Source organism: Pseudolabrys sp. Root1462 (genome assembly GCF_001426945.1).
Classification (GTDB): Bacteria; Pseudomonadota; Alphaproteobacteria; order Rhizobiales; family Xanthobacteraceae; genus Pseudolabrys.
Genome location: NZ_LMFS01000001.1, coordinates 3,222,511 through 3,234,811, shown reverse-complemented (window position 1 = coordinate 3,234,811; position 12,301 = coordinate 3,222,511). Strand labels below are relative to the sequence as shown.

Here is a 12,301-nt window from a genome sequence, read left to right as displayed (position 1 = left end):
CATGACAAGCCTCCTCGTAATCGGCCTCGGCTTTTCGGCTCAGCACTATCTTGCGCGTGATGCCGCGCGGTGGACGTCGATCGTCGGCACCGTGCGAGATCCGGCCCGCGCTGCTGCGCTCGGCGCCGCGACGCCAGCCAACTGTACCGTTCTGACATTCGCTGGCCGTACGGTGTCGCCGGAGCTGGCTGCGGCAGTCGATCAAGCCAGTGCTTTGCTACTGTCGGCCCCTCCCGGCGAGGGCGGCGATCCGGTCCTTGCCTGTTGCGACGATCGCCTCATGCGGGCAGGGCGGCTGCGTGACGTCGTGTATCTGTCGACGCTGGGTGTCTACGGCAATTATGACGGCGCCTGGGTCGATGAGACCAGCGAATGCCGCACCAAGGACGGCCGCACGCGACGCCGCTTCGATGCCGAACAGGCATGGCTGGAATTCGGACGACGTACCGGCGCGGTGGTCACCATCCTGCGGCTTGCCGGCATTTACGGTCCGGGCCGCAGCGCGCTCGACAATGTACGGGCCGGCACCGCGCGGATCATCGACAAGCCGGGCCAGGTCTTCAACCGCATTCATGTCGTCGACATTGCACAGGCAATCGAGGCCGCGTTCGCTCGCCGTGTCGGTGGAATCTTCAATGTCTGCGACGACGAGCCGACGCCCCCTGGCGATCCGGTCGTCTATGCGTCAAGGCTTCTCGGCGTGGCGCCGCCGCCCTCGATCCCCTTTGAGGTCGCGCGCGAATCCATGTCGCCCATGGCAGTCAGCTTCTATGCCGATTGCCGGCGTGCGCGGAACGATCGCCTGAAGTCGGTGCTCGGCGTGACGTTGCGGTACCCGACTTATCGTGAGGGATTGGATGCGCTCAGCCGGCCGCGGCCGTCGTGAGACAGCCGTAGGATGGCGGTCGGAGATCCAACCAAAAATAAATCGCCGCGATCCAACCAAAGAGTTTCACTTCTCGCCGCGGCGGATCTGACGAAACTCCTCCCATTGCGCGGATCATCCGCGCCATAGGAGATCAGCATGATTGAGGAAAAGACAGTTCGCGGCACCTTGGCAGTCTTTGCGCTTGGTGCCGGCTTCATGGCGCTGATGGCCGGTACCGCCAACGCGGTCGATCCGGGCTTCGGCGTTGGCCGCGCTGGGCCGGGCGTGCGTCCGGCGCTCGGTGCGCCGGGGGTCGGCGTCGCGCCGGGCGCGCCGCTCTATGTTCTGCCGAAGGGGTGCGTTGCCGTCGTCGTCAATGGCGTGAAGATGTGGCGCTGTGGCACGATCGTTTATCGTCCGGTGGTGCAGGCCGGCCGCACGGTCTACGTCGTGGTGCGCTAATCGTCAGGCGGCTGCGCGTACGTAAGACGCGATCGCCGATGCGGATTTCCGGCCAGATGCCGATATAGCCGCCGCCCGAAGCCGCCATACGCCAGGTGAGATCGTCAACCTGCTGCAGCGCGCTTCGCCTTTGCGGCGAGGCCGAAATCAACCGGCGCGCCGCACTGGCCGCAGGTGAGACCGCCAGCGTCGGTCGGCAGCTCGCAGTCGGCGCCGAACTCGGAGACCATCTTGTCGATATCGTAAGTGGTGAACCAGCCGCAGCCCGGCTCGGCGCACGCCGCTTCGAGCTGCAGGTTCATGTCGCGAATGGCGCCAAGGGTCCAGGGCTTGGTGGTCACGTTGTTTCTCCCTTGCTGGCGCGGCGGAACGTGACCTCGCAAAAACGAAAACGCGGGCGTTGGAAACGCCCGCGTTACAAATCTGATCGAAGGATAGCCGACGATTCGCCGAATGTCAGCGTCGGTCGCCTAGAAGCGCGGCGCGCCGCCACGGCCGCCGGCACCGGCGCCACGGCCTTCGCCGCCACGACCGCCAGCAGCACCCATTACCGGCTTCGGCTTCATGGGCAGGAGGCCTTCGCGCTGCATCTTCTTGCGCGCGAGCTTGCGGGCGCGGCGGACCGCTTCCGCCTTTTCCCGGGCCTTCTTTTCGGAGGGTTTTTCGTAATGACCGCGAAGCTTCATCTCGCGGAAGATGCCCTCACGCTGCATCTTTTTCTTGAGCGCCTTGAGGGCCTGATCGACGTTGTTATCGCGAACGAGAACTTGCACGCTTGCTCCTTAGCTGAGGCCAATCTGGCCGATATCGGTCGAGGGTTCGAAATTCGGGTCGAAAACCGCGTAATCGCAGGGCTTTCGAGTCGGGTGCCTATAGCAGGCTTGGCGACCCGAGTCCAACAAAAGGCGGCAAAACCGCGCTTTTCGGACCGCCTGCCTCTGTTTCTATATGGGAATGGGCCTCGGAGGGCGCCACCCCCACCGAAATCGTTGAGTTTTCGGGATTTCTCGGCCTGGCGGCACGGCCGGACAGGGCGTTCCATGTCACGCCTTGGCTTGGCGCTCCAGCACGACGTGGGTGGCCAGTGGGGTCTGCACATGCTCGCGGCGCTCGAAGCCCAGCTTCGGCAGGTCGATACCGGCGAGCAGGGGTTCCCCCGAACCGAGGAACACCGGCGAGAAGACGAGGTGCATCTCGTCGATCAGGCCCGCCTGCAGGTACTGGCGGACCGTGGACGCGCCGCCGCCGACGCGGACATCGCGGCCGCCGGCGGCCTCCCTGGAGCGCTTCAGCGCCGTCTCAATGCCATCGGTGACGAAATGGAACGTGGTGCCGCCTTCCATCGCGATCGGCGCGCGCGGGTAATGGGTGAGGATGAAGACCGGGCCGTGATAGGGCGGGTTGGTGCCCCACCAGCCTTTCCAGTTCTCGTCCGGCCAGTCGCCGCGGACCGGACCGAACATGTTACGGCCGAGGATCCAACTGCCGACATTGTCGAAGCCGCGCGCGGCGAAGGCGTCGTCGTCGCCGGTCGAGCCGCCATCCAGCCCCATCATCGCCTGGAAGGTGCGGGTGCCAAGCACCCATTCGTGCAGCGCCATGCCGCCCGCACCCATCGGATTGTCGAGGCTCTGCTCGGGGCCGGCGCCAAAGCCGTCGAGCGATACGGAGAAACAGGCGACGCGCAGTTTCGACATGGAACGCTCCGGCAGGTGGCAATTGCAGGAAGCCTACGACGCTGTGCGGAGCAAGCGAAAGCCGAACCGAGGCGCTACTTCGCCGGCCACACCCGCGTGATGTGGCCCATTTTGCGGCCGGCGCGCGCTTCCGTCTTGCCGTAGAGGTGCAGCGAGGTGCCGGACAGGGCGAGCCACGGTTCGAGATCGTGCACTTCATCGCCAATCAAATTGGTCATCTGCACCTTGCGGCCGAGGCGCAGCGGTTTCGCCAGCGGCCAGCCAGCTACGGCGCGGATGTGCTGTTCGAATTGCGAGACGGTTGCACCGTCGAGCGTCCAGTGCCCGGAATTGTGCACGCGCGGCGCGATCTCGTTGACCATCAGCGCCTGCTTGCCCTTGACCTTGACGACGAACATCTCGACGCCGAGCACACCGACATAATCGAGCGCCTTGGCGATCCGCGCCGCGATCCTCTCGGCTTCCTTGGCGGTTTCTTCGGTGACCTTGGCTGGCACCGTCGACGTCTTGAGAATGTGGTTCTGGTGATCGTTCTCGGTCACCTCGAAACATTCGACCTTGCCGTCCGCCGAACGCGCGGCGATGACCGATACTTCGCGCTGGAACTTGACGAAGCCTTCAAGCACGCAAGGCTTGTTCTTCAGCGAACGCCAGGCCGCGTTGGCATCGTCGCCCGGCATGATCTTGACCTGACCCTTGCCGTCATACCCCATGGTCGTGGTCTTGAGCACCGCGGGCAGGCCGACTTTCTCGATGCCGGCGACGAGTTGCGCCGCCGAATGCACCGGCGCGTAGGGCGCGACCGAAATCTTCAGACTGGAGACGAAATTCTTTTCAACCAGGCGATCCTGCGTCGTCTGCAGCACCTTCGGATTGGGATGTACCGGCTTGCGCTTCGACAGCACCTCGGCGGTGCGTGCCGGGATGTTCTCGAACTCATAGGTGATGACATCCACCGATGCCGCGAACTTGGTGAGCGCGGCTTCGTCTTCGTAAGCCGCGCAGGTGTAGGCCTTCGCCACTTCGAACGCGCCGGAGTCTTTCTCCGGCGAATAGATATGGCAGTGCAGGCCGAGCCGCGCGGCCGCGAGCGCGAGCATGCGCCCGAGTTGGCCGCCGCCGAGAATGCCGATGGTGGATCCGGGTTTGAGCATGAACACCTAGCCGTTCGTCCCCGCGAAAGCGGGGACCAGGTTCTTCGATAAATTATAGCGCTGGATTCCCGCTTGCGCGGGAATGAACGGAATCTGGGGCATCCGCATCAGTCTTTCGGCTTCTTCGCCACGGCCTTGGTCTGCTTGGCACGCCACGCATCGAGGCGCTTGGCGATCTTGGCATCCGACAGCGCGAGGATGGCCGCGGCGAGCAGCGCAGCGTTGATGGCGCCGGCCTTGCCGATCGCCAAGGTGCCGACCGGAATGCCGCCAGGCATTTGCAGGATCGACAGCAGCGAATCCTTGCCCTCGAGCGCATGGGTGTTCATCGGTACGCCGAGCACGGGCAGCGGCGTCATCGAGGCCGCCATGCCGGGCAGGTGCGCCGCGCCGCCGGCGCCGGCGATCACCACCTTGAAGCCCTTGTCGCGAGCAGAATGGGCAAAGTCGTAAAGCCGCTTCGGCGTACGGTGCGCCGATACGATCAGCGCCTCATGGCCGATGCCGAGGGCGTCGAGCGTATCGGTGGCATGTTTCATTGTGGCCCAGTCGGACTGACTGCCCATGATCACGGCGACCGGCTTTGCCACGTTGAATTGCTCCCCGTACAGCGCCACCCCCGGCGCAGGAAAGCGGCGGATTATAGGTTTTGAACCCCCGCTGGCAAGGCGAAACCGGGCGTTCTGCCTTCGCCGGACACTATGATCCCTAAGCGAATCGGCTATCCCTTATGTGTCCGGCGCGGACCGGGCGGGCTCACAAGCTTCAACGGCTCATGACCAGCGATCTTTCGCAGACCCCGCCGAAAGAACTTATGGCGGAGGTGGCTCGCCTGCGGCGCGACCTGGCGCGCGCCGAGCAGCGGATCGCCGAGCTCGAGGCTCGTGCCGACGTCGACCCCTTGCTCGAGATACTCAACCGACGCGGCTTCGAGCGGGAACTGACTCGCTCGCTCGCCTATCTCAAGCGCTACGGCACCGGCGCGGCACTGCTGTTCATCGATCTCGATGGCTTCAAGCCGATCAACGATCGGTATGGCCATGCCGCCGGCGACGTGCTGCTGAAGGCGGTTGCCACAAGCCTAGCCGCCCATGTCCGCGCGTCCGACGTCGTTGCCCGGCTTGGCGGCGACGAGTTCGGTGTTCTGATGTGGAATGCCAATGAAGGGGCGATGCTGGCCAAGGCTGCCGATCTCGAATCGGTGATATCCCGCGCTCGTGCCGAATATACCGGCGTCGAACTGTCGGTCGGCGCCAGCGCCGGCGGTGTCGTGCTGCGCTCCAGTGCCACCGCGGCAGACATCATCGCGGACGCCGACCGCGCCATGTACGCGCGCAAGAAGGCGAAGCGGGGATGACACCCTTGTCGTGCCCGCGAACGCGGGGGCCCTGCGCAGTGCGCTATCGACGACGCGGTGGCTAGGGGGTCCCGGCTCGCGCTTCGCTGCGCTCGCTCGCGACCACATACGCTTTCACGCGATAATGTCCGGCGTGATCTGATCCTCAATCTGCCGAATCTTGTCGCGCAGCACGAGCTTGCGCTTTTTCAATCGCTGCACCTGGATAAGATCGGAGCCGGGCGAGGTGGCGAGCGCCTCGATCGCCGCGTCGAGGTCGCGATGCTCCTGCTCGAGCCGAGCCAGCAAGGCGCGCAGCGCGGTCTCGTCATTGTCGTTCATGGGTCGCGTCGTTTCGAATGGCGCGGGGCGCTCCGGCAGCGGACGGAAGCAGGTTCCCGCAGCAGGGAACCATGAGAGGTAATATCCACCCCGATGCGACAATAATTATCGTGTTTTCCACAGAACCGCACAAGCGCGCCGAAAAAGCGTAGCGGATCAACGGCTTTCCTCGTGATTGATGGAAACTTAACTGCGGCCTATCATCGCCCTTGCGACGATCCCGCGTTAGACTGACAATGCGACAATAAAAAAGTCACTTTCGGAGTGCCCAATCGACTGGCCTAGAGCAGCTGAAGACTGATCGAAGAACCAAGGATTGAGGAGACATAGGACAATGTCGCTGCAATCGCATCTTGCGGAACTCGAAAAGAAGCACCGGGCCCTCGAAGCCCAGATTCACGACTGCCAAACTCATCCCGCCGTCGACGACCTCGAAGTGGTCGAACTCAAACGCAAAAAATTACTGGTCAAGGACGAGATCGAACGCCTGAGACAGGGCGAGCCGATTAGCCTGCACTAGCCCGGCTGATCACGCGCTATCAGTCCAGCGACATCCAATCGCTTGCCATCGCCCGGGTCGGCCCGGGTCGTTGAGTGCTGCACCGCAACCGGCGCCGCAATTTTCGTCGCCGGTGCGGTTGCTTTTCTTTCGCACGTTTAATGTATTCATACGGATGAGATGCGGCCGCAAAGCCGATATCGCATGCGGCCGATCGGTCGTCGAGATAAGCAAAAACTTGCTGGGGAAACGTCATGATGGACTGGTTGCTTGATGTCGCGCGTCGCGCGGCGCCCACTGTTGTCGCGTGCGCATTGCTGTTCACGAGCGCCTTCGCTAATCCGGCAGCCATGGCCTCGGATTATCCGACCCGCCCGGTCACAATCGTCGTGCCTTATCCTGCCGGTGGCGGCGTCGATGCCATGGCGCGTGTGGTGGCGCTGAAACTGTCGGACGCTCTCAAGCAGCAGTTTCTCGTCGAGAACCGCGGTGGTGGCGGTGGCACCATCGGCACTCGCATTGTGTCGCGTGCGGCGCCGGACGGCTACACGCTGCTGCTCGGTCATACCGGAACCATCTCGATCAACCCGGCGATCTACGTCAATCTCGGCATGAATCCGCAAAAGGACTTCGCGCCGATCGGACTTGTTGCCTCGATGCCGGTCGTGTTGCTGGCGAACCCTGCGTTCCCCGCCAAGACGGTCGCCGACTTCATCGCGCTCGCCAAGAAGGACCCCGGCAAGCTGAACATCGGCACCTCCGCGGTCGGCACCGGCGGCTATATGGCCGCCGAACTGTTCAAATCGATGTCCGGCATCGAGGCCACGATCATTCCCTACAAAGGCACCGCGCCGGTGATCAACGACCTGATCGGCGGCCATGTCGCCATCGCCTTCGGCGTGCTGCCGCCGGCGCTCGGCAATCTGGCGGCTGGTAATCTGCGAGCGATGGCCGTCGCGAGCGAGAAGCGCTTCTCCATGCTGCCGGACACGCCGACCTTCCAGGAAACCGGTATGCCGGGTTTCTCCGCGGTGCTGCATTACGGCCTCCTGGCGCCGGCCGGCACCCCGCCGGAGATTATCGACAAGCTCAGCGCCGAACTGCGCAAGCTGGTCGCCGACGAGGAGGTTAAGAAGCGCATCCACCTGGAGGGCGGTGACCCGATGACCTCCACCCCGGCTGAATACGCCGCCGACATGGCCGCGGAGGAACAGAAATGGGGTGGCCTGGTCCGCAAACTCGGGCTGAAAGTCGAGTAAGACGGTTCCAGGGCCGGTTTATAGCCTCGCGGCGGGCTGAGGCGGGGCGGCGATGCGCCGCCTTGCCGCCACGTTTTTTTGCAGTATGGTCGGACTATTCGTTCGCGCAGGGGCGCCGTTATGACCGTTCGCTCGACCATTTTCCTCGCATTTGCCGGAATCGCCACGGCGGTTGTCGTCGCCGGTTTTGCCGCCGCGCCGGCTCGGGCTTTGACCTTCGAAAATTATCAGGGCGCCAGCGGCGGCAGTGCCAATGGCTGGGTCGATCTCAACTACGACGACCCGAACAAAAAGCCGACGCGCAACGACAATGGCAACAAGGCCTACCAGAACGGCAACACGACGCTGCAGTTCGGGCCGGCGGGCGGTTTCAGCAGCCGCAACGTGAACCCGGATAGCTACTTCACGCCCAACTACCTGATGGGCAAGTAGCCTTTCGAGTCGTTCCGTCGTGGCGCCGCAAAACGCACGCCGTCACTTCTTCCGCGTCATGAAGGCCATGAACGCGGCCTGCGCTTCCGGCGACTTCAACCGCATCTTGAACGCATCGGCTTCCTCGTCGATTCGCCGAATGATCTCGTCCGGCGCGCCGCGCATCAGCCGGCGCGACATCAGCACGCCCTGCGCCGGCAGCGCCGCGATGCGCTGCGCGGCGGCGAGCGCGGTGGCGTCGGTTTCGCCTGGATCACACAGCACGTTGACGATGCCAGCCTCCCTCGCCTCGGCCGCGCTCAAGGGCTGACCCATCACCAGCAGCGCGAAGGCGCGCGCCTGTCCCATCAGCCGCGGCGCGATGAGGCTCGAGGCCGCTTCCGGCACCAGCCCCAGCCCGACGAAGGGCGTCGACAGTCTGGCGTCGGTGCCGGCGACGACGTAGTCGCAGTGCAGGAGCATGGTGGTGCCGACGCCAACCGCGTTGCCATTCACCGCGGCGACGACCGGCTTGTCGCTGCGCACCAGTGCGTACAGGAAATCCAGGATCGGCTGGCCGAGTGCACCGCTCTGTGCCATGGCGATGAAGTCGCCGATATCGTTTCCGGCGCAAAATGCCGCCGGCGCGCCGGCCAGCATCAGACAGCGAAGCGAATCCGTCGTGGCGGCGCTCGCGATCGCGTCCGCCATCGCTGAGTACATCGGCAGCGTCAGCGCGTTCTTCTTCTCGGGGCGGTTCATCCGGATGACACGGACCGAACCTTCGTCGCTAATGAGAATGTCGGACATATTTTTCTCCCAGCGTCATTCTTAACGCCGGCGCGGCCATAGTTCCATCGCGACTTCATGGTTCTATGACGCGGCCGAGAAGCCGCTATAAGTCATCCCAATGAATCGTTGTATTCTGAACGCCGCCGCCGTGCTTGCCATGTTGATGGCGCTGCCGGCGGCGCTGGCCGCCAATGGCGTCGAGCTCGGCCCGGTCACCGGCTATCCGATGCCACGTTTCGTCTCGGTGAAGGCGCGGCCGGCCAATGTGCGCGTCGGGCCCGGCACCGGCTATGGGATTCGCTGGACCTTCGTGCGCCGGTCGCTCCCGGTCGAAGTCACGGCCGAATACGGCCATTGGCGCCGCATCCGCGACTGGGACGGCAAGGAAGGCTGGATCAACGCCGTGTTGCTCAGCGGCCGGCGCTTCGGCGTCGTCGCGCCGTGGTCGGGCTCGGGCATGGTGCCCCTGCGCGACGAGGCTTCAGCCGAGGCCCCGGTGGTCGCTTATCTGCAGCGCAAGGTGCTGGTCAAAATCGAAAGCTGCGACGGCAACTGGTGCGAGGTCGACGTGAAATCGCGCAGCGGCTATGTGCGGCAGACCCGCTTGTGGGGCGTCTATCCCGGCGAGCACGTCTAGCGCGCCGGCCCCGAAAGGTGCAGCCTGTCGCGGCTGATGCCGAGAGGCGCCCCGTGAGGGTCGTTTAAGGAGATTTGAAGATGCGGTTTGCGATGGCGCTTGTGGTTCTCACGTCTCTCGCCGGCTGCGCGCAATATGACGCGACGCGCAACGCCAACCTGGAAGCCGCAGGGCGGGACCAGGTGGCAGCCGATGATGCCAAGTGCCGACCATCCGGTGCACCGGGCTCGGCGGAGTACAATGATTGCCGCAAGCGGCTGGCCAACGAGCACGCCAGCGGCACCCGCGGCTATCAACGGATGCTCGATGGCATGACCAACGACAGTGCGCTCAAGCCGTTCAGCCGCGGCGATTAGCGGGGGTGCTGGCTGGATGACGGGCGAACTCACACCGCCTTCGTCATCTCTCTCAGCTTGAATTTCTGGATTTTCCCCGTGCTCGTCTTCGGGATTTCGGCGAACACGATGTGGCGCGGCACCTTGTAGCCGGCGAGGTGTTTTTTGCACCACGCGGTGAGGTCGTCGGCGCTGGCCTGCGCGCCGGGCTTGAGCTCGACGAAGGCGCAGGGCGTCTCGCCCCATTTGTCATCGTGCTTGGCCACGACCGCGACCGCCATCACCGCCGGGTGCTTGTATAGCGCATCCTCCACCTCGATCGACGAGATGTTCTCGCCGCCGGAGATGATGATGTCCTTGGAGCGATCCTTGAGCTGGATATAGCCGTCGGCATGCATCACGCCGAGATCGCCGGTGTGGAACCAGCCGCCGGCGAAAGCGGCGTCGGTGGACTTCCGGTTCTTGAGATAGCCTTTCATCACCACGTTGCCGCGCATCATCACCTCGCCCATGGTCGTGCCGTCACGCGGCACCGGCGCCATGGTTTCGGGATCGCGCACGTCGAGCGCTTCCAGCGCGCCGTAGCGCACGCCCTGGCGCGCCTTCTTCGCCGCCTGCTCGGCGGCGGGCAGATCGTTCCATTCGGCGTGCCAGTCATTGACCACGGCGGGCCCGTAGCATTCGGTCAGGCCGTAGAGATGCGTGACGCTGAAGCCGGCGTCCTTCATCGCCGCCAGCACCGCTTCCGGCGGCGGCGCCGCCGCGGTGAAGAATTCGACGACGTGCGGCAGCGGCTTTTTCTCGGCGTCGGTCGCATTGAGCAGCACCGACATGACGATGGGCGCGCCGCACAGATGCGTCACCTTGTGGCTGGCAATGGCGTCGTACATTGCGGCCGCGCGCACATAGCGCAGGCACACATGGGTGCCCGCGGTAACCGAGATCGACCACGGGAAGCACCAGCCGTTGCAGTGGAACATCGGCAGCGTCCACAGGTAGACCGGATGCTTGCCCATCGAACAGGTGACGACATTGCCGACGGCAAGCAGATGCGCGCCGCGGTGGTGATAGACCACGCCCTTCGGATCGCCGGTGGTGCCGCTTGTGTAATTGAGCGTGATGGCATCCCACTCGTCGTCGGGCATATGCCATGAGTAACCCGGATCGCCTTGCGCGATGAAGTCCTCGTATTCGACGGTGCCGAGGCGGTCGCCGGGACCCGAATATTCCGGATCGTCGTAATCGATGACCAGCGGCTTCACCTTGGCGAGGCTAAGGGCCTCCTTCATCACCTTGGAAAACTCGCGGTCGGTGATGACGACCTTGGCTTCGGCATGGTCAAGCGAGAAGGCGATAATGGCGGCGTCGAGCCGCGTGTTCAGCGTGTTGAGGACGCCCTGGCACATCGGCACGCCGTAGTGGCATTCCAGCATGGCCGGCGTATTGGCCAGCATCACCGACACGGTATCGCCGCGCTTGATGCCGCGCTTCGCCAGCGCCGAGGCCAGCCGCCGCGACCGCGCATAAAACTCCGCATAACTCCGCCGCAGGCGGCCATGGATGATCGCAGTGTGGGCGGGATAGACGCTCGCCGCGCGCTCGAGAAAGCCGAGCGGCGTCAGCGGCTGGAAGTTCGCCGGGTTGCGGTCGAGATCGGTATCGTAAGGCGTTTTCGCCATTGGTCGCTTCCCCTCAATCCCGAGAGGTTACGAGGCCGCCGCGCCGCGATCAATGACTAGCGAAACCAGAGGTCGATGGCGCCCTCGCGCGTCAGTTCGATCGACAGCAGCAGCATGACGACGAGCATGATCTTGTAGAAGCGCTCTTGCGGCGTCACTTTGACCAGCCAGAAGCCGAACCAGTTGGCGGCCAGCGCCAGCGGCAGCAGCACCAGCGAGGTGCCGAGGCCCTTGGTGGTGAAATTGCCGAGCGCCACGTAGGGCACCACCTTGATCCAGTTGATCAGCGCGAACACCATCGCCGTGGTGCCGACGAAGGTCATCTTCGGCAGGCGCAGGCGCAGCGCATACATCTGGTAGGGCGGGCTGCCGGCCTGGCAGATGGTGGAGGTAAAGCCGGACAGCGCACCCCAGAACAGGCCCGAGGGGATACCGGGCTGGCTCGGCTCGCGCGGCACGCGGAAGAAGCCGACGACCGAATAGGCGACGAAGGCGATGGTGAAGCCACCGATCAGGATGCGCACGGCCGCGTCCGAAATATGGGTCGCGAGCAGCCAGGCGATGCCGATACCTACGAGCGAGCCGGACACGAAGATGGCGACGATGCGCCCGCTCCAGTCCTTGCGGTAGACCCAGATTGCGTTGGCGTCCTGGATGATCATGATCGGCAGCATGATCGCCGCGGCCTCGAGCGGCGGCATGACCAGTGCCAGCATCGGCGTCGCCATCTGGCCCATGCCGGCAAAGCCGCCTTTCGACAGGCCGAGCGCGATCACCGCCGGTATCGCCAGTGCGTAGAACAGAGGGTCGGTGATGACGGTCACGGGCGG

The 12,301-nt window shown here is 64.3% G+C and carries 17 protein-coding genes; 8 read left to right on the top strand and 9 right to left on the bottom strand.

Going from position 1 to position 12,301, the window contains the following annotated elements:
- The first annotated feature begins 1 nt into the window (after position 1).
- Positions 2–886 (top strand): NAD-dependent epimerase/dehydratase family protein, encoded by an 885-nt coding sequence (locus ASD45_RS15680; RefSeq protein ID WP_056912819.1) that lies wholly within the window; start codon positions 2–4, stop codon positions 884–886.
- Between the two features lie 138 nt (positions 887–1,024).
- Positions 1,025–1,330 carry a hypothetical protein gene (locus tag ASD45_RS15675; protein ID WP_056912334.1) on the top strand — a complete coding sequence of 102 codons (306 nt, stop codon included), beginning with the start codon at positions 1,025–1,027 and terminating at the stop codon, positions 1,328–1,330.
- Positions 1,331–1,434: 104 nt separating this feature from the next.
- Here the strand turns inward: ASD45_RS15675 and ASD45_RS15670 are convergent, their stop codons facing one another.
- The 5 genes from ASD45_RS15670 to purE form a co-directional block, all read right to left on the bottom strand.
- Positions 1,435–1,671 (bottom strand): hypothetical protein, encoded by a 237-nt coding sequence (locus ASD45_RS15670; RefSeq protein WP_156380884.1) that lies wholly within the window; start codon positions 1,669–1,671, stop codon positions 1,435–1,437.
- A 129-nt stretch (positions 1,672–1,800) separates the two neighbouring features.
- Complete coding sequence (gene rpsU / locus ASD45_RS15665; protein WP_056912332.1) at positions 1,801–2,103, bottom strand: 30S ribosomal protein S21; 303 nt, start codon at positions 2,101–2,103, stop codon at positions 1,801–1,803.
- A 270-nt stretch (positions 2,104–2,373) separates the two neighbouring features.
- Positions 2,374–3,027, bottom strand: a complete 654-nt coding sequence (locus tag ASD45_RS15660; protein WP_056912331.1) for a dihydrofolate reductase family protein — start codon at positions 3,025–3,027, stop codon at positions 2,374–2,376.
- Positions 3,028–3,101: 74 nt separating this feature from the next.
- Complete coding sequence (locus ASD45_RS15655) at positions 3,102–4,181, bottom strand: 5-(carboxyamino)imidazole ribonucleotide synthase (protein ID WP_056912818.1); 1,080 nt, start codon at positions 4,179–4,181, stop codon at positions 3,102–3,104.
- A gap of 107 nt (positions 4,182–4,288) precedes the next feature.
- Positions 4,289–4,747, bottom strand: coding sequence for a 5-(carboxyamino)imidazole ribonucleotide mutase (purE, locus tag ASD45_RS15650; RefSeq protein WP_056912817.1), 459 nt, complete (start codon positions 4,745–4,747; stop codon positions 4,289–4,291).
- A 248-nt stretch (positions 4,748–4,995) separates the two neighbouring features.
- Between purE and ASD45_RS15645 the strand changes: the two genes are divergently transcribed.
- The gene (locus tag ASD45_RS15645; RefSeq protein ID WP_162249442.1) at positions 4,996–5,538 is read left to right on the top strand and encodes a GGDEF domain-containing protein; all 543 of its coding nucleotides are present in this window, start codon (positions 4,996–4,998) and stop codon (positions 5,536–5,538) included.
- Between the two features lie 114 nt (positions 5,539–5,652).
- Here ASD45_RS15645 and ASD45_RS15640 read toward each other — a convergent pair whose 3' ends face one another.
- On the bottom strand, positions 5,653–5,859 hold the full coding sequence (locus ASD45_RS15640) for a DUF465 domain-containing protein (protein ID WP_056912329.1): 207 nt from the start codon (positions 5,857–5,859) through the stop codon (positions 5,653–5,655).
- Between the two features lie 334 nt (positions 5,860–6,193).
- Between ASD45_RS15640 and ASD45_RS15635 the strand changes: the two genes are divergently transcribed.
- From ASD45_RS15635 to ASD45_RS15625, 3 genes are all read left to right on the top strand, one after another.
- Positions 6,194–6,379 carry a DUF465 domain-containing protein gene (locus ASD45_RS15635; RefSeq protein WP_056912328.1) on the top strand — a complete coding sequence of 62 codons (186 nt, stop codon included), beginning with the start codon at positions 6,194–6,196 and terminating at the stop codon, positions 6,377–6,379.
- 236 nt (positions 6,380–6,615) lie between these two features.
- Complete coding sequence (locus ASD45_RS15630; RefSeq protein ID WP_162249441.1) at positions 6,616–7,617, top strand: tripartite tricarboxylate transporter substrate binding protein; 1,002 nt, start codon at positions 6,616–6,618, stop codon at positions 7,615–7,617.
- Positions 7,618–7,737: 120 nt separating this feature from the next.
- Positions 7,738–8,049, top strand: coding sequence for a hypothetical protein (locus ASD45_RS15625; RefSeq protein WP_056912326.1), 312 nt, complete (start codon positions 7,738–7,740; stop codon positions 8,047–8,049).
- Positions 8,050–8,091: 42 nt separating this feature from the next.
- Here the strand turns inward: ASD45_RS15625 and ASD45_RS15620 are convergent, their stop codons facing one another.
- Positions 8,092–8,838 carry a crotonase/enoyl-CoA hydratase family protein gene (locus ASD45_RS15620; RefSeq protein ID WP_056912325.1) on the bottom strand — a complete coding sequence of 249 codons (747 nt, stop codon included), beginning with the start codon at positions 8,836–8,838 and terminating at the stop codon, positions 8,092–8,094.
- Between the two features lie 100 nt (positions 8,839–8,938).
- Between ASD45_RS15620 and ASD45_RS15615 the strand changes: the two genes are divergently transcribed.
- Together ASD45_RS15615 and ASD45_RS15610 are read left to right on the top strand one after the other, a co-directional pair.
- On the top strand, positions 8,939–9,457 hold the full coding sequence (locus tag ASD45_RS15615) for an SH3 domain-containing protein (protein WP_056912324.1): 519 nt from the start codon (positions 8,939–8,941) through the stop codon (positions 9,455–9,457).
- Positions 9,458–9,537: 80 nt separating this feature from the next.
- Positions 9,538–9,813, top strand: a complete 276-nt coding sequence (locus tag ASD45_RS15610; RefSeq protein ID WP_056912323.1) for a hypothetical protein — start codon at positions 9,538–9,540, stop codon at positions 9,811–9,813.
- 29 nt (positions 9,814–9,842) lie between these two features.
- Here ASD45_RS15610 and ASD45_RS15605 read toward each other — a convergent pair whose 3' ends face one another.
- Positions 9,843–11,471: an acyl-CoA synthetase gene (locus ASD45_RS15605; RefSeq protein ID WP_056912322.1), complete on the bottom strand. Its 1,629-nt coding sequence runs from the start codon at positions 11,469–11,471 to the stop codon at positions 9,843–9,845.
- A 56-nt stretch (positions 11,472–11,527) separates the two neighbouring features.
- On the bottom strand, positions 11,528–12,295 hold the full coding sequence (locus ASD45_RS15600; protein WP_056912321.1) for a sulfite exporter TauE/SafE family protein: 768 nt from the start codon (positions 12,293–12,295) through the stop codon (positions 11,528–11,530).
- Positions 12,296–12,301: the final 6 nt, after the last annotated feature.

Bases quoted from the DNA above. Each gene is read 5' to 3' on its own strand.
- ASD45_RS15680 (WP_056912819.1), top strand. From the start codon at position 2: ATGACAAGCCTCCTCGTAATCGGCCTCGGCTTTTCGGCTCAGCACTAT.
- ASD45_RS15675 (WP_056912334.1), top strand. From the start codon at position 1,025: ATGATTGAGGAAAAGACAGTTCGCGGCACCTTGGCAGTCTTTGCGCTT.
- ASD45_RS15660 (WP_056912331.1), bottom strand. From the start codon at position 3,027: ATGTCGAAACTGCGCGTCGCCTGTTTCTCCGTATCGCTCGACGGCTTT.
- ASD45_RS15655 (WP_056912818.1), bottom strand. From the start codon at position 4,181: ATGCTCAAACCCGGATCCACCATCGGCATTCTCGGCGGCGGCCAACTC.
- purE (WP_056912817.1), bottom strand. From the start codon at position 4,747: ATGGGCAGTCAGTCCGACTGGGCCACAATGAAACATGCCACCGATACG.
- ASD45_RS15645 (WP_162249442.1), top strand. From the start codon at position 4,996: ATGGCGGAGGTGGCTCGCCTGCGGCGCGACCTGGCGCGCGCCGAGCAG.
- ASD45_RS15640 (WP_056912329.1), bottom strand. From the start codon at position 5,859: ATGAACGACAATGACGAGACCGCGCTGCGCGCCTTGCTGGCTCGGCTC.
- ASD45_RS15635 (WP_056912328.1), top strand. From the start codon at position 6,194: ATGTCGCTGCAATCGCATCTTGCGGAACTCGAAAAGAAGCACCGGGCC.
- ASD45_RS15630 (WP_162249441.1), top strand. From the start codon at position 6,616: ATGGACTGGTTGCTTGATGTCGCGCGTCGCGCGGCGCCCACTGTTGTC.
- ASD45_RS15625 (WP_056912326.1), top strand. From the start codon at position 7,738: ATGACCGTTCGCTCGACCATTTTCCTCGCATTTGCCGGAATCGCCACG.
- ASD45_RS15620 (WP_056912325.1), bottom strand. From the start codon at position 8,838: ATGTCCGACATTCTCATTAGCGACGAAGGTTCGGTCCGTGTCATCCGG.
- ASD45_RS15615 (WP_056912324.1), top strand. From the start codon at position 8,939: ATGAATCGTTGTATTCTGAACGCCGCCGCCGTGCTTGCCATGTTGATG.
- ASD45_RS15610 (WP_056912323.1), top strand. From the start codon at position 9,538: ATGCGGTTTGCGATGGCGCTTGTGGTTCTCACGTCTCTCGCCGGCTGC.
- ASD45_RS15605 (WP_056912322.1), bottom strand. From the start codon at position 11,471: ATGGCGAAAACGCCTTACGATACCGATCTCGACCGCAACCCGGCGAAC.